Annotated in this window: 12 protein-coding genes, 6 tRNA genes and 3 rRNA genes; 2 read left to right on the forward strand and 19 right to left on the reverse strand. The window is 41.3% G+C overall.

Translation table 11 applies throughout. From position 1 onward, the window contains the following. The first annotated feature begins 127 nt into the window (after positions 1-127). A complete protein-coding gene (locus MKY29_RS20750; protein WP_169360605.1) occupies positions 128-370 on the forward strand; it encodes a hypothetical protein in 243 nt (80 codons plus the stop codon). Between the two features lie 720 nt (positions 371-1,090). On the opposite strand, the gene glmS is transcribed toward MKY29_RS20750, so the two are convergent. The 19 genes from glmS to MKY29_RS20845 all read right to left on the reverse strand — a co-directional run bounded on the left by glmS (position 1,091) and on the right by MKY29_RS20845 (position 18,990). Further along, on the reverse strand, positions 1,091-2,893 hold the full coding sequence (gene glmS, locus MKY29_RS20755) for a glutamine--fructose-6-phosphate transaminase (isomerizing) (protein ID WP_340880676.1): 1,803 nt from the start codon (positions 2,891-2,893) through the stop codon (positions 1,091-1,093). A 415-nt stretch (positions 2,894-3,308) separates the two neighbouring features. Beyond that, positions 3,309-4,913, reverse strand: a complete 1,605-nt coding sequence (locus MKY29_RS20760) for a gamma-glutamyltransferase family protein (protein WP_093496729.1) — start codon at positions 4,911-4,913, stop codon at positions 3,309-3,311. Between the two features lie 196 nt (positions 4,914-5,109). Continuing rightward, the gene (locus tag MKY29_RS20765) at positions 5,110-5,622 is read right to left on the reverse strand and encodes a type 1 glutamine amidotransferase domain-containing protein (RefSeq protein ID WP_090565758.1); all 513 of its coding nucleotides are present in this window, start codon (positions 5,620-5,622) and stop codon (positions 5,110-5,112) included. 245 nt (positions 5,623-5,867) lie between these two features. Next, positions 5,868-7,220, reverse strand: a complete 1,353-nt coding sequence (gene glmM, locus MKY29_RS20770; RefSeq protein WP_093496730.1) for a phosphoglucosamine mutase — start codon at positions 7,218-7,220, stop codon at positions 5,868-5,870. Positions 7,221-7,257: 37 nt separating this feature from the next. Beyond that, on the reverse strand, positions 7,258-8,529 hold the full coding sequence (locus tag MKY29_RS20775; protein WP_340880678.1) for a CdaR family protein: 1,272 nt from the start codon (positions 8,527-8,529) through the stop codon (positions 7,258-7,260). Beyond that, complete coding sequence (gene cdaA / locus MKY29_RS20780; RefSeq protein WP_090565752.1) at positions 8,522-9,355, reverse strand: diadenylate cyclase CdaA; 834 nt, start codon at positions 9,353-9,355, stop codon at positions 8,522-8,524. Before cdaA ends, MKY29_RS20775 begins: the two co-directional genes overlap by 8 nt. A 118-nt stretch (positions 9,356-9,473) precedes the next feature. Continuing rightward, positions 9,474-10,103, reverse strand: a complete 630-nt coding sequence (locus MKY29_RS20785; RefSeq protein WP_340880679.1) for a zf-HC2 domain-containing protein — start codon at positions 10,101-10,103, stop codon at positions 9,474-9,476. 17 nt (positions 10,104-10,120) lie between these two features. Then, positions 10,121-10,693 (reverse strand): RNA polymerase sigma factor SigW, encoded by a 573-nt coding sequence (sigW, locus tag MKY29_RS20790; protein WP_090565748.1) that lies wholly within the window; start codon positions 10,691-10,693, stop codon positions 10,121-10,123. A 222-nt stretch (positions 10,694-10,915) separates the two neighbouring features. Further along, positions 10,916-11,815: an arginase gene (gene rocF, locus MKY29_RS20795; protein WP_340880680.1), complete on the reverse strand. Its 900-nt coding sequence runs from the start codon at positions 11,813-11,815 to the stop codon at positions 10,916-10,918. Between the two features lie 70 nt (positions 11,816-11,885). Then, positions 11,886-12,476 (reverse strand): GNAT family N-acetyltransferase, encoded by a 591-nt coding sequence (locus tag MKY29_RS20800; RefSeq protein WP_340880681.1) that lies wholly within the window; start codon positions 12,474-12,476, stop codon positions 11,886-11,888. A 108-nt stretch (positions 12,477-12,584) separates the two neighbouring features. Next, positions 12,585-12,657, reverse strand: a tRNA-Ala gene (locus MKY29_RS20805). Positions 12,658-12,682: 25 nt separating this feature from the next. Then, positions 12,683-12,757 (reverse strand) — tRNA-Gln (locus MKY29_RS20810). A gap of 6 nt (positions 12,758-12,763) precedes the next feature. Then, positions 12,764-12,847 (reverse strand) — tRNA-Tyr (locus MKY29_RS20815). Positions 12,848-12,867: 20 nt separating this feature from the next. Then, positions 12,868-12,943, reverse strand: a tRNA-Val gene (locus MKY29_RS20820). Positions 12,944-13,101: 158 nt separating this feature from the next. Then, positions 13,102-13,174: transfer RNA gene (locus MKY29_RS20825), tRNA-Thr, on the reverse strand. A 13-nt stretch (positions 13,175-13,187) separates the two neighbouring features. Then, positions 13,188-13,262 (reverse strand) — tRNA-Asn (locus tag MKY29_RS20830). A 709-nt stretch (positions 13,263-13,971) separates the two neighbouring features. Further along, positions 13,972-14,087 (reverse strand): 5S ribosomal RNA (rrf, locus tag MKY29_RS20835). Positions 14,088-14,272: 185 nt separating this feature from the next. Next, a 23S ribosomal RNA gene (locus tag MKY29_RS20840) occupies positions 14,273-17,201 on the reverse strand. A gap of 234 nt (positions 17,202-17,435) precedes the next feature. After that, positions 17,436-18,990, reverse strand: a 16S ribosomal RNA gene (locus MKY29_RS20845). Together the 16S, 23S and 5S rRNA genes form the textbook arrangement of a ribosomal RNA operon. Before the next feature lie 382 nt (positions 18,991-19,372). Here MKY29_RS20845 and MKY29_RS20850 point away from each other — a divergent pair. Then, the gene (locus tag MKY29_RS20850) at positions 19,373-20,032 is read left to right on the forward strand and encodes a hypothetical protein (protein WP_340880682.1); all 660 of its coding nucleotides are present in this window, start codon (positions 19,373-19,375) and stop codon (positions 20,030-20,032) included. Positions 20,033-20,077 lie beyond the last annotated feature (45 nt).

Consider the following 20,077-nt stretch of genomic DNA (forward strand, 5'->3'; position numbering starts at 1 on the left):
CCTTTTTTTTGTGGATGTGGCCTCGACGCTATTAATAATTAACATAAACAAATAAAAATATTTCGGTTAAAGAATAAGGAGTCTATTAATGGACAATAAATATTGTAAATAGGAGGGAAAATTATCTATGTTAAAAAAAGATGATGATAAAGTAATCTATTGCTACAGTTGTCGTAAAAAGAGCATATTTACTCGGAGAGATGTAAGTAATAATAACGGTGTAGAAAGTCATTGTAGCGAGTGTGAATATGTGTGGTTTGAATGGCAAAACCGAGCAGTAGAGCGAGAAAAAGAAAAATGGCTGGAATACAATGGAGGATTAAGAAGTAAGTTTAAACTCCCCAATCAAACTTCATACAATAACTCCTGATATTTATTTTTTTCTCTTTAAGTACGATTATATCATTAACTTTTAAATCCTTTACATGCAATATTGATTAGGTATACTACCCAATTTTTAATCTGGTTCTACTATATTTGAGATATTTTATTAAAAGAAAAAGGAACTAGATTTTTTTGAGTCCTTTGTGAAAGAGAATTGTAGCGGGTTTTCACCAGGTCCCCCAAAAACACAAGTACCTCTAACAGAAGTTTAAGGTCTTATGAATTCGTTCTACTCGTAATTACATCCTTCATGCAACATCATCCAAAATCACGCTTGAAGTGTTCGGTTTGTTTGAAATTGGCGATGAATATCACACCATGAAAGAATAACACTTTTCTGTTGTAACTTTAAAATAAAGTTTGATTAAAGATATCCTTTTAACCCTAAAAAAAGCAAATAAACAAAGTAACCCGTCTTGATTTAAAATATCAAACTTTATTTAATACTAACACTGAAATGGAAAATAAAGACAGCCTGTGGTTTTGTAGCATCCACAGGCTGTCTTTAACAATAATTTTGTTATATAGATTTCTAACCATTTTCATGCTTTAATATATTATTTTGAAATAGTAGTATCTATCTGCTTGAGTTACCAACTATGTTGTAAAGTTACTAACTATGTTGTAAGGTTACCAACTATGTTGTAAAGTTACCAACTATGATGTAACTGGACATCTCTACAATTAAAGTTATATAACCTTTAACCTACTCCACAGTTACTGACTTCGCCAGGTTTCTAGGCTTATCTACGTCGCAGTCTCTGTGTAAGGCTGCGTAATAACTGATAAGTTGTAGTGGGATTACTGCTACTAGTGGAGCGAATAGTTCGTTTACTTTTGGAAGTACGTAGCGATCTCCTTCTTCCTCATGGCCTTCCATTGCAATAATACATGGATTAGCACCACGTGCAACTACTTCTTTCACATTACCACGGATATTCAGGCTTACTGCTTGTTGGGTAGCTAAAGCAATAATTGGTGTACCCTCTTCGATAAGAGCAATTGTACCGTGTTTTAGTTCTCCACCAGCAAAGCCTTCTGCTTGAATATATGAAATTTCTTTAAGTTTTAATGCACCTTCTTGGCTTACGTAGAAGTCTACGTTACGTCCAATAAAAAAGGCATTTCTAGTAGTTGCTAAAAACTCTTTTGCGATTTCTTCCATCTCTTCCTTAGAATCTACAATTGCTTGAACAGCATTTGCTACAATTCCTAGCTCTTTTACAACATCAAATTCTAGCGTTTTTCCTTGAGATTGTGCGTATACGGAAGCAGTTACCATTAATACCGCAACCTGTGCTACATATGCTTTTGTAGAAGCAACAGCAATCTCTGGACCTGCGTGAAGTAAAAGTGTGTGATCTGCTTCACGAGAAAGAGTAGAACCCGGTACGTTTGTCATCGTAATAGTTGGGTATCCTAATTCTTTTATCTTCACAAGAACTTGTCTGCTATCTGCAGTTTCACCTGATTGAGTTAAGAACATGAAAATTGGTTTTTCTGATAGTAATGGCATATTGTAGCCAAATTCACTAGAAATATGCACTTCAACAGGAATACCTGCAATTTTTTCAAAGTATTCTTTACCAATTAGCCCACCGTGGTAGCTTGTTCCAGCTGCAATGATGTACAGGCGATCAGCATCCTGAAGTGCTGTCAAAATTGCAGGGGCAATTGAAAGTTCCCCTTGCTCATTTTGGTAAGCTTGAATAATTTTACGAATAACAGCTGGCTGCTCATCGATTTCTTTTAACATATAATGAGGGTATGTTCCCTTTTCAATATCGCTCATATCTAGTTCTGCTTTGTATGGAGCACGTTCAACCGTTGTGCCTTCCAATGTTTGAATTTCTACAGAATCCTTGCTTACGATTACAATTTCTTGGTCATGAAGTTCAACATATTGCTCTGTTACTTGAAGCATCGCCATTGCATCAGAAGCTACAACATTGAATCCTTCACCAACACCTACAAGTAACGGTGATTTGTTTTTCGCTACATAAATTGTATCTTCGTCTTCATTATCAAGTAATGCAAGAGCATAAGATCCATGTATTAAATGCAATGTTTTGCGAAGTGCGTCAATTGTAGATAATCCGTCTTTAGAGAAACGCTCAATCAGCTGTACAATTACTTCTGTATCTGTCTCAGAAGCCATTTCCACGTCTGCTAAATAAGCTTTCTTCATCAAATGGTAGTTCTCAATTACTCCGTTATGCACTAACGTGAAACGTTTTGTTGTACTTTGATGAGGATGAGCATTTTCATGGTTTGGTACACCATGAGTTGCCCAGCGAGTATGACCAATTCCAACAGTCGCCCCTACTTCTGTATCTACTACGTCACGTAAATCCGCAATGCGACCTTTTTCTTTAAATACCATTACTCCATCTTCGTTTAATACTGCAATACCTGCTGAATCATAGCCACGGTATTCTAACTTTTCTAACCCTTTTAATAAAATTTCCTTTGCATCAATTTCTCCAATATAACCAACAATTCCACACATAATCTAAATTCCTCCGTTTACATTCATGTCAAAATAAGCTTCCTACACATGGTGTAGTAGCCAATTAAGCTAAGAATGCCTTCTATTCCACCTGTCATCCGATCACTCGAATGTTTTATGAAAAAGAATAACAACCGGGCAAATACGGTCGGGAGGCATCCGCCGAAATTTCGATAACCTCCACCTCGTCTGCTGAAGATGATTTTCCGTCCAATTTCTTCAGCTCTGGCGCTATAATTGTTTTCTGTGTTTTACGCGTTACCTGTCCTCCATTTCTACGCGGCTACCAATACTAGATTGGCAACTTCTACATTATATATGTTCATAGTATGCTCGTCAATTTAATGAGTGCAGGGGGTTTTAATCAACTTAAAGGACCACTACAAAAGTAATAGCCCTCTAGTGACAAAATTACTTACCAAACTGCAATTGATCCATCTGTACGAGACTCGGTTCCTCCTTGAAGAACTCCTGTTTCATCATTTCTCCAAATAATCTGCCCCCTACCAAAGCTACCACCATCAGAAGCAACTTGAATTTGATGCCCTTTACCTATAAGACTTTGTACAAGGTAGCTTGGGAATTCCGGTTCTACATGAACTACTTTTCCCTTCATCCACTGCCACCGAGGCATATCTAGTGCAGCTTGTGGGTTTAACAGGTAATCTACTGTATTCGTCACGATTTGGAAATGTCCTTGTGGCTGCATATATCCTCCCATTACACCAAAAGGACCCACTGCCTTACCATTTTTGCTTAGGAAGCCTGGAATGATAGTATTAAATGTTCTTTTTCCTGGTTTTAACACATTTGGGTGAGTCGCTTCTAAAGAAAAATCATGTCCTCTATTTTGCAAGGCAATACCTGTTTTGGGTATAACTATTCCTGAACCAAATCCCATATAATTACTTTGGATATAAGAAACCATATTACCTTCTTCATCAGCAGTAGCTAAATATACAGTCCCACCTTTAGGGATGTCATATATTTCTGGATTTGCTGCTTCTTCATTTATGTCATTAGATCTATTTTTGGCGTACTCCTCTGATAACAGCTGCTCTACACTAATCTGCATTTCAGCAACATCTGTTATAAATGCCTGACCATCTGTAAAAGCCAACTTCATAGCTTCTATTTGATGATGAAGTGTCTCCATACTTTGCCATTTTGGTTCCGCCAAGTTTTTGCATATATTGAGCGCCATTAATGCAATCATTCCTTGCCCATTCGGCGGGATTTCCCATACATCATAACCTTTATAATTGACCGAAATAGGATTTACCCATTCTACCTTATATGTACGAAGATCATCTTTACATAAATAACCTCCATGCTTTCTCATAAACTCATCGATTTTCTCTGCAATTTCACCTTCATAAAAATCACGAGCATTTGTTTCTCCTATCGCTCGGAGAGTACGGGCGTGATCTGGTGAGTTCCACATCTCCCCTATTTCTGGAGCACGATCATTGGGTGCAAAGGTTTCAAACCAGGCATTAAATTCCTCTGAAGTAAATGTAGCTTTGTATCTGTTATAGGCAAGCTTCCAGTACTTTCCTAGTATCGGAGTTAACGGATACCCTTCCTCTGCATACTGAATAGCAGGCTCTAAAACTTCTTGAAGTGAAAGTTTCCCAAATCTTTCTGACAATGCAGCCCAAGCAGCAGGAACTCCTGGCACGGTCACAGGAATAACTCCGTGAACAGGTATTTTGTCATACCCTTTTTCTCTTATCGCGTCGATAGAGATAGATTGTGGTGCTGGACCCGAAGCGTTTAACCCATAGAGCCTGTCTTTTGTCCATACTAACGCAAAAGCATCCCCACCGATTCCGTTAGAGGTGGGTTCTACGACAGTAAGTGCCGCTGCCGTAGCAATTGCCGCATCAATTGCATTCCCGCCTTTTTTTAATATATCCATTCCCGCCTGTGCTGCTAAAGGCTGGGAGGTTGCAACCATTCCCTTTTTCGCAAATACCGTATGACGTTTTCCTTGAAACGGGTGATGTAAATAATCCATAATAACTCCCTTTTATACCTTCCTAACAGGTATGGTTTGATTTCTTAAGTATAATAAAAGAAACTCAGAAAATATATATGAATTTTCTCGCAATTCAAAAAAGAACACCCTCTAAAAATTAGAAGATGCTCTTATTTAATTTATCCATTTAAATTTTGATTAACTTTAATATATGTGCTATCCGACTGATGCTTAACTAGCCTAATAGCTTAACAATTTCTCTATTAAACGCCGGAATATCATCTGGAGTACGACTTGTCACCAACTGGTTTTGGCAAACGAATACTTCTTCATCATGGAATTTTACCCCTGCATTTTCTAAGTCTACTTTAATCGATTTATATCCAGTCGCGTCTCGACCATCTAATGTTTTCGCAGTGATGAGTAATTGTGGGCCGTGACAAATTGCAAACACTGGTTTTTTCTCATCCATAAAATACTTAGCAAATTGAACAAAACGATCATCTGCTCGTAAAATATCCGGTGAAAATCCTCCTGGTATAAATAATGCGTCAAATTCTTCAGGTTTCACTTCGTCAACGCCATAATCAATTTTCACCGTGGCTTCTCCGTTTTTACCTGTTACCTCTTTGCCTGCTTCTTTTTCAATAGCAAATACCTCATGCCCTGCATCATTTAGTGCCTGTGCTGGACCTGTGTATTCCACGTCTTCAAACATATTTGTGATTAATGTTGCTACTTTAGCCATTTCCTCACTCCTTAATTGTTTGTTCTCTCTTACTATTCCACTAAACTTGCTCTAGTAAACATTAGAAATACACAAGTAAATTCTAGATATAGTATTTCATGGACTGACCTAAATCCTGTTATCGAAAAGCGTTGAAAGAATGAAGTTAAAGGCACCTTTGCCTTGATCCGTTGTTCTAAAACCACTCGAGGGTATAGCAGATTACATAAAAAAACCGACATACTAAATATGTCGGTTTTCTAAACTTATTCTTCTAAACCCATTTCAGCTTTTACAACTTCAACGATTCGGTTTACATAGTTTTCGCATTCCACTTCGGTTGCTGCTTCTACCATTACGCGAACTAACGGCTCTGTACCAGATGGACGTACAAGGACACGACCATTACCAGCCATTTCACTTTCTACTTCACTAATAATAGTTGCCACTTTCTCATTTTCCGTTACCGCGTGCTTATCCGTAACTCGTACATTAATAAGCTTTTGTGGATAGATAGTCATTTCCGCAGCAAGCTCAGAAAGTTTTTTACCTGTTATTTTCATAATATTCACAAGCTGTAAACCACTTAATAAGCCATCACCCGTTGTATTATAATCAAGGAAAATAATATGTCCTGATTGCTCCCCACCTAGGTTAAAGCCATTCTTTTTCATCTCTTCTACTACGTATCGATCTCCAACAGCAGTTTTTACGCTCGTCATATCTTGTGTTTCTAATGCTTTGTAGAAGCCCATATTACTCATTACAGTGGAAACAACTGTCCCGTTATTTAGACGTCCATTTGCATGAAGATGTTTGGCACAAATATACATAATTTGGTCACCATCTACAATTTGTCCCTTTTCATCTACCGCAATTAAACGATCTCCATCTCCGTCAAAAGCAAGCCCAACATCTGCTCCTTTTTCTAGAACAAACTTCGCTAAGTTTTCTGGATGTGTAGAACCGACGCCATCATTAATATTCAATCCATTTGGTGAAGATCCCATTGTAGATAAGTCGGCATCTAAATCAGCAAATACGTGCGTTCCAAGAGACGATGTTGAACCATTTGCACAGTCCAGGGCTACATGGATCCCTACAAATTCTTCATCTATGGTTTGTTTCAAATACTGAATGTATTTTTGACCACCTTCGAAGTAATCAGATACCGTTCCGACACCTGCTCCGGTTGGACGTGGTAATTCATCTATATCACTATCTAATAGCTGCTCAATTTCTTCCTCTTGTCCATCAGTTAATTTAAATCCATCTGAGCCAAAGAATTTAATACCGTTATCTGCCACAGGGTTATGAGAGGCAGAAATCATCACACCAGCACTTGCACTCATTGCTCTAGTTAAATAAGCTACTGCAGGTGTACTAACAACTCCTAGACGCATTACCTCAACCCCTACAGATAAAAGGCCAGCCACAAGTGCACCCTCTAGCATGTGACCAGATATACGAGTATCCCGACCAATCAATACTTTCGGACGTTCTGTTACTTCCTTCGTTAGTATAAATCCACCAACTCTACCTAATTTAAATGCAAGTTCTGGTGTTAGCTCTGAGTTTGCAACGCCTCTAACTCCATCTGTACCAAAATATTTTCCCATTTATTCTTCTCTCCTTAAAAACCTGTTGTACAACCTATTAAGCTTCTTTAACCGTAAGGACTGCTTCTTGTTCAGAAGTTTCCCACTCTATTTCAGATGAACCCTCTATTTGGATTGGAAGAACACTTTCTCCCACCTCCGAATTAGTTGCTTCTACATATACAGAAAAATTGTTTAATTGAACCTTGTCTAAAGCCTCTGCTGTTCCTTTAGCAACAACCGAGACAATGCCGTCTGCTGGTTTTTGAAAATTACTTACCAGCCTATCTGGCAACCCTCTTACATTAATCGGCACTTGGTCAAATGACTTTTCTGTAATTGTGGAAACTGGCTCTTCCTGTTCGTCTGCCTCTTCCGTTTCAGAGTCAGGAGCAAGTGTAACGTCTCCTGTAATCTCTATTGTCTCTTTTGATATTTTTGTAACTCCTTCTGGTAAAGCTAATTTCATATTAAAGCTACCAGATTTTTCGATTTTACTTATATCTACATCGACATTTAGCTGATCTATTTTATCAAGTACTGATTTAGGTCCATATAATCGAATTGCATCTGTTTTTGTAGTTAGACCATTTACGGTGACCCCTTCTTTGGGTTTACCTTGTTTCACTAGAGCTATCGGTACCTCTTTACTATACTCTTCTATTTTTACACTTACTTGAACAGAATTTGGTTCAACGATGACGTCTAGCTTATTTAAGTCAAGATCGAGTACTTTGACAGTCGTTTCTTGTTCAAAGGACTTGTTGATACCTTGGTCTCCTGAAATAGTAGCTTTTACATAACCTATGCTATTAATAACACTTTTTGCTCCTGTTACTGTTACTTTTTGTGGTTTTACCTCATATGACTTCACTACATAATTTTCAGCTAATAGGCTTTCATTCATATCCGTTTCTACACTAAACTCTCGAGAAATACGTTCTTCAATTACAACATCGACATAAACCGGATCTGTTCGAACATTTAAATTTTCTGGGAAGTTTTCCGTAGCTATCGGGACCCGATGAGTACCTATAGTTAGATCTCTAAGATCTACAAATACTTTAAAGTCTTTCATTAGTTTTGCCGATAACACCAATTGTCTTGGCCCCTCTACGTTGACGTTAACTGTCTTTGGTGGTCCGGTAACTACTAGGTTATCATCGTCATAATAAACCTCTAGAGGTATATCACGAATAACATCAACATCCTTGCTGCTTGCATTTGTATTATCACTTTCCAATTCACTTCTCACACTTATAAAAAGTGCAATTGCTAATACTAATGCAATTATTCGCAAGAACCAGGGATTGTTCATCATCTTATCCATTTTGTTTCCCCCTCCATAGCCATTTAGAAGAAGTTACCTGCTCCTCCTTCGGGAACCAAAGGCGAGTTAAATGGGACTCAAATTCTGCTATCGATAAATCTCTTCGTAAATCTCCATTGGAGGTTAAACTAATCGCACCAGTTTCTTCTGATACAACAATCGTTATAGCATCCGTCACTTCACTCAAGCCAATTGCAGCTCGATGCCTCGTACCTAGCTCTTTCGATATGAAAGGACTTTCTGATAAAGGTAAGTAAGAGGCTGCTGAAGCAATGGTATCTTTTTTTATAATAACGGCTCCGTCATGTAGTGGAGTGTTCGGTATGAATATATTAATAAGAAGCTCTGATGTAATATAGGAGTTTAACGGGATCCCCGTTTCTATATAATCTGTCAAACCAGTTTCTCTCTCTATGGAGATGAGTGCTCCGATTCGTCTTTTTGCCATATAACTAATCGATTTCGTCATCGCAGTAATAAGGCGACCTTGCTCTTCTTCCAATTGCATTGTGCTTCTAGAGAATAACTTACCTCTACCAATCTGCTCAAGTGCTCTTCTTATTTCTGGCTGGAATATAATAATGATTGCTAAAAATCCAAACTCAATTACTCGATCCAACAGCCAATCAAGTGTATTTAAGCCAAAAAAGTCCGTCACAACACGTGCAATGACAATGACAAAGATTCCTTTTAATAATTGAACTGCTTTAGTTCCTTTTATCAAGGTAATAACTTTGTAAATAACAAACCATACAAATAAGACATCCAAAATATTTACAATAACGTTTACTGGCATTAGGTCTGTAAATTGCTCCATAAACGACATGTGGCATCCCCCACTTTTCATCACTTATCCATTCTAGATAAGTATAACATAATTACGAAAATCCCTCGCTTTTGGAATCAAAAAAGTCTACCCAAAATATATATGGATAGACTTACTGTTATTTAGTCTCATCTTTTTCAAAGAATGAAACGACTTCCTTTGCACCATCTTTGATTTTGTACCATAGCCAGTCAAAGGCTTCATTGATTTCCTCACTAGTGCCAGTAATATTTGCGGTTGAAGCCATATATGCAGTACCATTAATAATGGTTAGGTTTCCATCTAATTCTCCATCAATCTGAACATCCCCGTTTCGAACAACCAAATCACCTTTAACGACTTGTCCTTCAGGTATAATAACCGTTTCTCCTTCTACTAGAACGTTTTCTTGTTTTGTAAAGGAGAACTGCTGTTCATCATTAAAATTCGTAAAAAGTGCACTACTCATCAATAATAAGAACATTGCAGCAGCTGTAAGTACTGGATGACGTCGCAACCATTTACTTACTCCTTCGTGGGATTTTTCTTTCGGTAACCTAGCTATAACAGAATGATTGAAATCATTTGGCGCTTCTATATGAGCAGCCCCTTTGACGAAAGCAACAACATCACTTAACTCATGCATATGTGCCTGACAGGCTTCGCATGCTTGCAAATGAGATTTAAGTTCCAGCTCATGTTCACGGCTGATTTCACCATCTAAATATTCGTGCATAAAGTGAACAATTCGTTCTGGACATGCATTCATCTTGATTCCCTCCTATTTTAGATATGAGGCTGTCTGCTTAGCTGTTTTCTAAGCGCTTCTCGTCCTCTATGAATTCTTGTTTTAACTGTTCCAAGTGGCAGATCTAATATCTCACTTATTTCTTGCAGAGATAATTCTTCCATATATTTTAATACGATAGCGGATCTATATTTATCAGGAAGTCTACTAATTTCATACTGTATTCGGTCCTGTAGTTCCAGCTTCATGAGTTCTTCTTCAGGAAGTTCATCAGACGTTGCTATTTGTGAGTACATATCAAGACCTTCTGTACCTCTTACTTCAGCGTCCAAGTAGTAGTCCGGCTTCTTTTTCCGAATACGATCAATACATAAGTTTGTCGCAATTCTATACAGCCAAGTTGAAAATTTTCTTTTTTGATCAAACGTATGAATATTAATAAAAGCACGGACAAATGCCTCTTGAGCTATATCCTCTGCCTCGTGACGGTTACCAAGCATCCTATAACATACTTGATATAACCTATGCTGATACAGGTCGACAATCTCCGCGAATGCGTCTTTATCGCCTTTTAATATCTGTTTTATTCGTTTGTTCACTAACGCATCCATCGTGTATTTCGCCCCCGCTCCATGCGGCTGTCTTACCTATACGTATGAAGGTATCAACAGGTTTCATTTTTTTTGTATATCTTAATATTATCAAACATTTCCATCTTTGTGTGGATTTTCAAAAAGAAAAAAGCAGACTAGATGTCCGCTTTTTCTTATCAGAGATATACCTTACTTGTTTTAACTTTCTATTTTGAGCACTATTAATTACAAAAAAAATTTTTAGACAAGACTTTCCCCTAATAGTGAACCCATTAATCCAACCGCTACATCAGCCGTTTTATTTTTTTCATCGAGAATTGGATTTACTTCTACGAATTCAGCTGAAGTAACCATCTCTGAAGCATATAGCATTTCCATCGCTAAATGACTTTCTCTGTATGTAATACCTCCAGCTACTGGAGTTCCTACCCCAGGTGTATATAAAGGATCTAAACCATCTAAATCGAGTGAAAGGTGAACCCCATCAACTTTACGATCCTTGAAATACTGAATTGTTTGAGTCATTACTTCCGACATTCCAAGCTTGTCAATTTCATGCATAGAGAATACTTTAATCCCTTTTTCTTTAATAAGATCTCGTTCTCCCGGATCAACCGAACGAGCACCAATAATCACGACATTCTCTGGTTTAATCTTCGGAGCAAAATCTCGAATATTCACAAGCGCTTCATGACCTAAGCCAATACTTACAGCAAGTGGCATCCCATGGATATTTCCAGAAGGCGATGTTTCAGCTGTATTTAAATCGGCATGAGCATCATACCAAATGACTCCTAGGTTGTCATAACGATCTGCTAACCCTGCAAGTGTTCCTATAGCAATACTATGATCACCACCAAGTACTATCGGAAAATTACCTTCTCCAATAATATCATGAACTTTATTAGCAAGTATTGTATTCGCTGCAACTACTTCTTCTAGATTACGTAATTTCGTGTTTTGAGATGTCTCTCTTCTTCCAATCGCAATATCCCCAACATCATCTACGGAGTGCCCAAGCTCTTGAAGTCTTTCTACTACACCCGCATATCGTATTGCACTTGGTCCCATATCGACGCCTCGTCTATTTTGACCCAGGTCCATTGGAACCCCTATAATTGAAATGTTTAATTTACTCATTATTTTATACCCCCTTAAGTTGTTACTCCCATTGTAAATGCTAAAGGGTGTTTGGCTCAACCAAGCATAATTACGAATATTTATTCATTAATTGAACAAGCTTGTATTTCACTTCCGACCATTCACTTTCAATAATAGAGTATACAACCGCATTTCGAACAGACCCGTTAGATCGTATTCGTTCATTACGCAGTATACCCTCTTTTACGCCGCCAATTCGTTCGATTGCCCGTTGAGAGGATAGATTTAATTCATCTGTTTTAAACTGAACTCGACTCATACCCATTTGCTCAAAGCAATACTTTAACAACATATACTTGCAGGTTGTATTTACATGTGTACGCTGATATTGTTTTCCATAGAAAGTAGAACCTATCTCGCAACTATTATTCGACTGATCCATCGCATAAATACGAGTGGTCCCCATAATTTCTTTTGTGTTTGTATTTTCAACTACAAATGCCAAAGCAGTGCTATCCACATTCATTTGATGAATACCAGCATACAACCACTTTTCTAGCTGTTCTTTGCTTTCAATCCTATTTAACATAAATTCAAATATCTCTGGTTCATAAAGTTCCCACAATAGTTCACAATCTGAAACTAGAAGCGGGCGTAAAGTCACATCCCCATAGATTAATGTCTCAGTCAAATCGTACACCTCACTTTTTTATTTCATCATAAAGGAAACTACTCTATTTTGAAAAGCATTTTTTATACAAAAAAACTCTTTCAACTTTTGATTGAAAGAGTTTAACTATACTATTTATGGAGCCTAGCGGGATCGAACCGCTGACCTCCTGCGTGCAAGGCAGGCGCTCTCCCAGCTGAGCTAAGGCCCCATGCTATTTGAAATTTAAAAACGATTGGCTGGGGTACCTGGATTCGAACCAGGGCATGATGGAATCAAAATCCATTGCCTTACCGCTTGGCTATACCCCAATAAACTGGTGGAGGGGGGCGGATTCGAACCGCCGAACCCTAAGGAGCGGATTTACAGTCCGCCGCGTTTAGCCACTTCGCTACCCCTCCAAAGCTACGTATAAATATAATGGTGGAGGATGACGGGCTCGAACCGCCGACCCTCTGCTTGTAAGGCAGATGCTCTCCCAGCTGAGCTAATCCTCCTGGGTTTTATGAATGCTGGTACAGTATAGCTTTCCATCTCGAACTACTATTATTCATTCAAGTGAAACTATTCCTCATTTATGTAAAAACCAGACAAGAACTATAATATCATATATCTGACATTAAGACAAGTTTTTTCCTTAAATAATTTGTAGTGAAGCTTCCAACCGGATTTGAACCGGTGACCTCTTCCTTACCATGGAAGCACTCTACCTACTGAGCTATGGAAGCAAAGACAAAAAAATGGCTCCGAAGGTAGGACTCGAACCTACGACCGATCGATTAACAGTCGATTGCTCTACCACTGAGCTACTTCGGAACGTATACCTATTTAAAGTACAAATATAATTATAGCAACTCTTCTTAAAAATTCAAGTCTGTATTTGAAGAATTGAAAAAAAGTATTCTTTTTAATTTTGTACTCTTTCCTATGTATGTAAGCACTCTACTAATGTGATGAGAAATAAGTGCCTTGGTGAACAGTTTAGGAATTAACAACGATCTTATCATAGCGTAATTATGATAAATACTCTATATAATACCTATGAGTCGGCAGATTTCTTCGTCAGCCGCATTCGTTCAATTCTCGCGTATGTTATACGCTCCGAGTCTCTCTCGTTTGCTTCCTCGAACTCTTTGCCCCTCTACTTTCTCGCATACTTTTTTATAGAGAAAGACTGCCTACGGCTTATTTATACAAAAAAAGCCGCTACCAATTTCTCGGTAACGACTTTTTCTTTGGTGCCCAGCGACGTCCTACTCTCACAGGGGGAGACCCCCAACTACCAGCGGCGCAAGAGCTTAACTTCCGTGTTCGGGCTGCGAAAGCAGATGGTCGGCAGATTTCTTCGTCAGCCGCTCTCGTTCAATTCTCGCGTATGTTATACGCTCCGAGTCTCTCTCGTTTGCTTCCTCGAACTCTTTGCCCCTCTACTTTCTCGCATACTTTTTTATAGAGAAAGACTGCCTACGGCTTATTTATACAAAAAAAGCCGCTACCAATTTCTCGGTAACGACTTTTTCTTGGTGCCCAGCGACGTCCTACTCTCACAGGGGGAGACCCCCAACTACCATCGGCGCTGAAGAGCTTAACTTCCGTGTTCGGTATGGGAACGGGTGTGACCTCTTCGCCATCATCACTAGACTCATTCGGCTTTCAATATACGGCGCATTGCGTTGTCAACTTCATTCGATCTGTCAGTCACGTACGTTAGTACGTTCCTTCTTTCTCTCACTTGTTTCCTAGCACTGCTTGTATCTTGAAACCCTCATATATAGAGTGTTTGTTCACTCAAAACTGGATAAACGACATTGTTACGTTAAACAAATTTGGTTAAGTCCTCGATCGATTAGTATTCGTCAGCTGCACGTGTCGCCACGCTTCCACCCCGAACCTATCTACCTCATCGTCTTTGAGGGATCTTACTTACTTGCGTAATGGGAAATCTCATCTTGAGGGGGGCTTCGTGCTTAGATGCTTTCAGCACTTATCCCGTCCACACATAGCTACCCAGCGATGCTCTTGGCAGAACAACTGGTACACCAGCGGTGTGTCCATCCCGGTCCTCTCGTACTAAGGACAGCTCCTCTCAAATTTCCTACGCCCACGACGGATAGGGACCGAACTGTCTCACGACGTTCTGAACCCAGCTCGCGTACCGCTTTAATGGGCGAACAGCCCAACCCTTGGGACCGACTACAGCCCCAGGATGCGATGAGCCGACATCGAGGTGCCAAACCTCCCCGTCGATGTGGACTCTTGGGGGAGATAAGCCTGTTATCCCCGGGGTAGCTTTTATCCGTTGAGCGATGGCCCTTCCATGCGGAACCACCGGATCACTAAGCCCGTCTTTCGACCCTGCTCGACTTGTAGGTCTCGCAGTCAAGCTCCCTTCTGCCTTTACACTCTTCGAATGATTTCCAACCATTCTGAGGGAACCTTTGGGCGCCTCCGTTACACTTTAGGAGGCGACCGCCCCAGTCAAACTACCCGCCTGACACTGTCTCCTACCCGGGTTACGGGTATGGGTTAGAATTTCAATACAACCAGGGCAGTATCCCACCGACGCCTCCTCCGAAGCTGGCGCTCCGGGCTCTAAGGCTCCTGCCTATCCTGTACAAGTTGCACCAAAATTCAATATCAAGCTATAGTAAAGCTCCACGGGGTCTTTCCGTCCTGTCGCGGGTAACCTGCATCTTCACAGGTACTATAATTTCACCGAGTCTCTCGTTGAGACAGTGCCCAGATCGTTACGCCTTTCGTGCGGGTCGGAACTTACCCGACAAGGAATTTCGCTACCTTAGGACCGTTATAGTTACGGCCGCCGTTTACTGGGGCTTCAATTCGCACCTTCGCTTGCGCTAAGCACTCCTCTTAACCTTCCAGCACCGGGCAGGCGTCAGCCCCTATACTTCACCTTACGGTTTTGCAGAGACCTGTGTTTTTGCTAAACAGTCGCCTGGGCCTATTCACTGCGGCTCTTCTAGGCTATGCACCCAAAAGAGCACCCCTTCTCCCGAAGTTACGGGGTCATTTTGCCGAGTTCCTTAACGAGAGTTCTCTCGCTCACCTTAGGATTCTCTCCTCGACTACCTGTGTCGGTTTGCGGTACGGGCACCTATCACCTCGCTAGAGGCTTTTCTTGGCAGTGTGAAATCAGGAACTCCGGACATACGTCCTCGCCATCACAGCTCAATGTTACAGAATGCGGATTTGCCTACATTCACACCTTACTGCTTGGACATGCATAACCAACAGCATGCTTACCCTATCCTTCTGCGTCCCCCCATTACTCAAACGGTGGTTTGGTGGTACAGGAATATCAACCTGTTATCCATCGCCTACGCCTATCGGCCTCGGCTTAGGTCCCGACTAACCCTGAGCGGACGAGCCTTCCTCAGGAAACCTTAGTCATACGGTGGACGGGATTCTCACCCGTCTTTCGCTACTCATACCGGCATTCTCACTTCTAAGCGCTCCACCAGTCCTTCCGGTCTGACTTCAACGCCCTTAGAACGCTCTCCTACCACTGATACCAAAGGTATCAATCCACAGCTTCGGTGATTTGTTTAGCCCCGATACATTTTCGGCGCAGCGTCACTCGACCAGTGAGCTATTACGCACTCTTTAAATGATGGCTGCTTCTAAGCCAACATCCTGGTTGTCTAAGCAACGCCACATCCTTTTCCACTTAACAAATACTTTGGGACCTTAGCTGGTGGTCTGGGCTGTTTCCCTCTTGACTACGGATCTTATCACTCGCAGTCTGACTCCCAAACATAAATCATTGGCATTCGGAGTTTGTCTGAATTCGGTAACCCGGGATGGGCCCCTAGTCCAAACAGTGCTCTACCTCCAAGATTCTAACGTTTGAGGCTAGCCCTAAAGCTATTTCGGAGAGAACCAGCTATCTCCAGGTTCGATTGGAATTTCTCCGCTACCCACACCTCATCCCCGCACTTTTCAACGTGCGTGGGTTCGGACCTCCAGTAAGTGTTACCTTACCTTCATCCTGGACATGGGTAGATCACCTGGTTTCGGGTCTACGACCACATACTCATTCGCCCTATTCAGACTCGCTTTCGCTGCGGCTCCGTCTTCTCAACTTAACCTTGCATGTAATCGTAACTCGCCGGTTCATTCTACAAAAGGCACGCTATCACCCATTAACGGGCTCTAACTACTTGTAGGCACACGGTTTCAGGATCTATTTCACTCCCCTTCCGGGGTGCTTTTCACCTTTCCCTCACGGTACTGGTTCACTATCGGTCACTAGGTAGTATTTAGCCTTGGGAGATGGTCCTCCCGGATTCCGACGGAATTTCACGTGTTCCGCCGTACTCAGGATACACTCAAGAGAGAATGAATTTTGGACTACGGGGCTTTTACCCTATCCTGCGGACCTTTCCAGATCGCTTCGTCTAACTCATTCCTTTGTAACTCTATGTAGAGTGTCCTACAACCCCAAGAGGCAAGCCTCTTGGTTTGGGCTATTCCCGTTTCGCTCGCCGCTACTCAGGGAATCGATTTTTCTTTCTCTTCCTCCAGGTACTTAGATGTTTCAGTTCCCTGGGTGTGTCTCAGATGCGCTATGTATTCACGCAAATGTACTGCTCCATTACGAACAGTGGGTTTCCCCATTCGGAAATCTCCGGATCAAAGCTCACTTACAGCTCCCCGAAGCATATCGGTGTTAGTGCCGTCCTTCGTCGACTCCTAGTGCCAAGGCATTCACCGTGCGCCCTTATTAACTTAACCTAAAAGTTAAAAAGTCTTACACGTCATGATTACGTAAGTAATCACAACAGAATTTCTTGTTGTTTATTGTTTCAATGTCGTTTTATCCAGTTTTCAAAGAACAAAGGTTTGCTCACTTTGCGACGATTAATCGCAGGAGCAAGAGATGAATCTTCATATAAAAATGAACATTCAAAACTGAACTGCAAAACGTTAAGATACGAATAAAGATTCGTATTCCGATATTATCCTTAGAAAGGAGGTGATCCAGCCGCACCTTCCGATACGGCTACCTTGTTACGACTTCACCCCAATCATCTGTCCCACCTTCGGCGGCTGGCTCCCGTAAGGGTTACCCCACCGACTTCGGGTGTTACAAACTCTCGTGGTGTGACGGGCGGTGTGTACAAGGCCCGGGAACGTATTCACCGTGGCATGCTGATCCACGATTACTAGCGATTCCGGCTTCATGTAGGCGAGTTGCAGCCTACAATCCGAACTGAGAACGGTTTTATGGGATTTGCTCACCCTCGCGGGGTTGCGACCCTCTGTACCGTCCATTGTAGCACGTGTGTAGCCCAGGTCATAAGGGGCATGATGATTTGACGTCATCCCCACCTTCCTCCGGTTTATCACCGGCAGTCACCTTAGAGTGCCCAACTGAATGCTGGCAACTAAGATCAAGGGTTGCGCTCGTTGCGGGACTTAACCCAACATCTCACGACACGAGCTGACGACAACCATGCACCACCTGTCACCGCTGTCCCCGAAGGGAAAAGCCTATCTCTAGGCCGGTCAGCGGGATGTCAAGACCTGGTAAGGTTCTTCGCGTTGCTTCGAATTAAACCACATGCTCCACCGCTTGTGCGGGCCCCCGTCAATTCCTTTGAGTTTCAGTCTTGCGACCGTACTCCCCAGGCGGAGTGCTTAATGCGTTAGCTGCAGCACTAAGGGGCGGAAACCCCCTAACACTTAGCACTCATCGTTTACGGCGTGGACTACCAGGGTATCTAATCCTGTTTGCTCCCCACGCTTTCGCGCCTCAGCGTCAGTTACAGACCAGAAAGCCGCCTTCGCCACTGGTGTTCCTCCAAATCTCTACGCATTTCACCGCTACACTTGGAATTCCGCTTTCCTCTTCTGTACTCAAGTCCCCCAGTTTCCAATGACCTTCCACGGTTGAGCCGTGGGATTTCACATCAGACTTAAAGGACCGCCTGCGCGCGCTTTACGCCCAATAATTCCGGACAACGCTTGCCACCTACGTATTACCGCGGCTGCTGGCACGTAGTTAGCCGTGGCTTTCTAATGAGGTACCGTCAAGGTACGAGCAGTTACTCTCGTACTTGTTCTTCCCTCACAACAGAGTTTTACGATCCGAAAACCTTCTTCACTCACGCGGCATTGCTCCATCAGACTTTCGTCCATTGTGGAAGATTCCCTACTGCTGCCTCCCGTAGGAGTCTGGGCCGTGTCTCAGTCCCAGTGTGGCCGATCACCCTCTCAGGTCGGCTACGCATCGTCGCCTTGGTGAGCCGTTACCTCACCAACTAGCTAATGCGCCGCGGGCCCATCCTGTAGTGACAGCGAGATGCCGTCTTTTAACATCTCCCCATGTGAGGAAATGGATTATTCGGTATTAGCCCCGGTTTCCCGGAGTTATCCCAATCTACAGGGCAGGTTGCCCACGTGTTACTCACCCGTCCGCCGCTAAATCAGAAGAAGCAAGCTTCTTCGTCATTCGCTCGACTTGCATGTATTAGGCATGCCGCCAGCGTTCGTCCTGAGCCAGGATCAAACTCTCCATAAGATCTGGATGACGTTACGCAGCACATTGCTTTGTCAGCTTCATTCGTTCGGTCAGTCACGTACGTTAGTACGTTCCTTCCCTCTCTCGATTGCTTCCTCGCACTGCACTACGTCTCGTCATCCAGCGAATAGAACTAGTTTAAAAGCTCATTTGTTTTGCTGGCATCATCATTAAATGATGTCAAAATTGTTTTGCTATCAGACTAACAAAGTTAGCTGATAAGCTGTATGTCTTAACGTTTTGCATGTTCAGTTTTCAATGTTCATATTGTTTAAGTTGTCGTCTTGTTTCAGCGACCTTTGTATCTTAACATCTTTTTAACATTAATGTCAACACTAAATCATAAAATTAATTAAAACGATTTGAAAAGGTGTGTGTTTCTTTGAAAACAAAAGCTTTACTAGTTGGTTTATTGATTATTTTAGGATTGTTTTTATTTAATGTACCAAAAAATCTATCCTCGCTGCTCCCTGTATTTCAGCTTACGGAAAAGCCTACTGTTATTTCGAAAGGATCATATGGGAATACTATTACGGTTGATTTAACTTTTGGAAAGGATGATATAGAAAAGTTTGTAAATGACTTACAAGCTCCTTATCCGCATTTCTTTATAAGTATTGAATGGATCGAACGCTCTGAGGACATTATAAAAGTCATGAAAGAAAAAAACGTACCCATTAGTCTTTTAGGTACAAGTGGAGCAACTTATATAGAAAATCCAACTTTGTTTGAAAAAGAAGTTGAAAGATTTGAACAAGCGATAGGAGAAAGACCACTTTGGTTTAGAACAATAGATTATGAGTTTCCTATTGAATTGCAAAAAAAGGCTTGGGAACAGGAAGTAAATTTACTCAGCTCTAGTAAGTACTGGTCCAATAAAGTTCCTGCACTTGAAAAAGGAGATATTCTTACCGTTCCCCTTCATCAAGAAGAACGAATAGATATACAACAGCTGGTAAAGTTTGTTAAGTCAAAAAAAATTATTACCATTGAACAAAATATCTTCGGTTTAAAAGTAAAAACAAAAACTTATCCAGAATAAAAAATTAGTCATAAACCAGGTAAAGTCACCGTAAGTAGTTCATTA

The sequence above is a fragment of the Psychrobacillus sp. FSL K6-2365 genome (assembly GCF_038003165.1).
GTDB classification, from domain to species: domain Bacteria; phylum Bacillota; class Bacilli; order Bacillales_A; family Planococcaceae; genus Psychrobacillus; species Psychrobacillus psychrodurans.

Excerpts from the sequence above, each read along its gene's own strand:
- MKY29_RS20760 (WP_093496729.1), bottom strand. The coding sequence starts at position 4,913 with ATGGATTATTTACATCACCCGTTTCAAGGAAAACGTCATACGGTATTT.
- rocF (WP_340880680.1), bottom strand. The coding sequence starts at position 11,815 with ATGAGTAAATTAAACATTTCAATTATAGGGGTTCCAATGGACCTGGGT.
- MKY29_RS20750 (WP_169360605.1), top strand. The coding sequence starts at position 128 with ATGTTAAAAAAAGATGATGATAAAGTAATCTATTGCTACAGTTGTCGT.
- MKY29_RS20785 (WP_340880679.1), bottom strand. The coding sequence starts at position 10,103 with ATGAATGCATGTCCAGAACGAATTGTTCACTTTATGCACGAATATTTA.
- glmM (WP_093496730.1), bottom strand. The coding sequence starts at position 7,220 with ATGGGAAAATATTTTGGTACAGATGGAGTTAGAGGCGTTGCAAACTCA.
- cdaA (WP_090565752.1), bottom strand. The coding sequence starts at position 9,355 with ATGTCGTTTATGGAGCAATTTACAGACCTAATGCCAGTAAACGTTATT.
- MKY29_RS20765 (WP_090565758.1), bottom strand. The coding sequence starts at position 5,622 with ATGGCTAAAGTAGCAACATTAATCACAAATATGTTTGAAGACGTGGAA.
- MKY29_RS20775 (WP_340880678.1), bottom strand. The coding sequence starts at position 8,529 with ATGGATAAGATGATGAACAATCCCTGGTTCTTGCGAATAATTGCATTA.
- sigW (WP_090565748.1), bottom strand. The coding sequence starts at position 10,693 with ATGGATGCGTTAGTGAACAAACGAATAAAACAGATATTAAAAGGCGAT.
- glmS (WP_340880676.1), bottom strand. The coding sequence starts at position 2,893 with ATGTGTGGAATTGTTGGTTATATTGGAGAAATTGATGCAAAGGAAATT.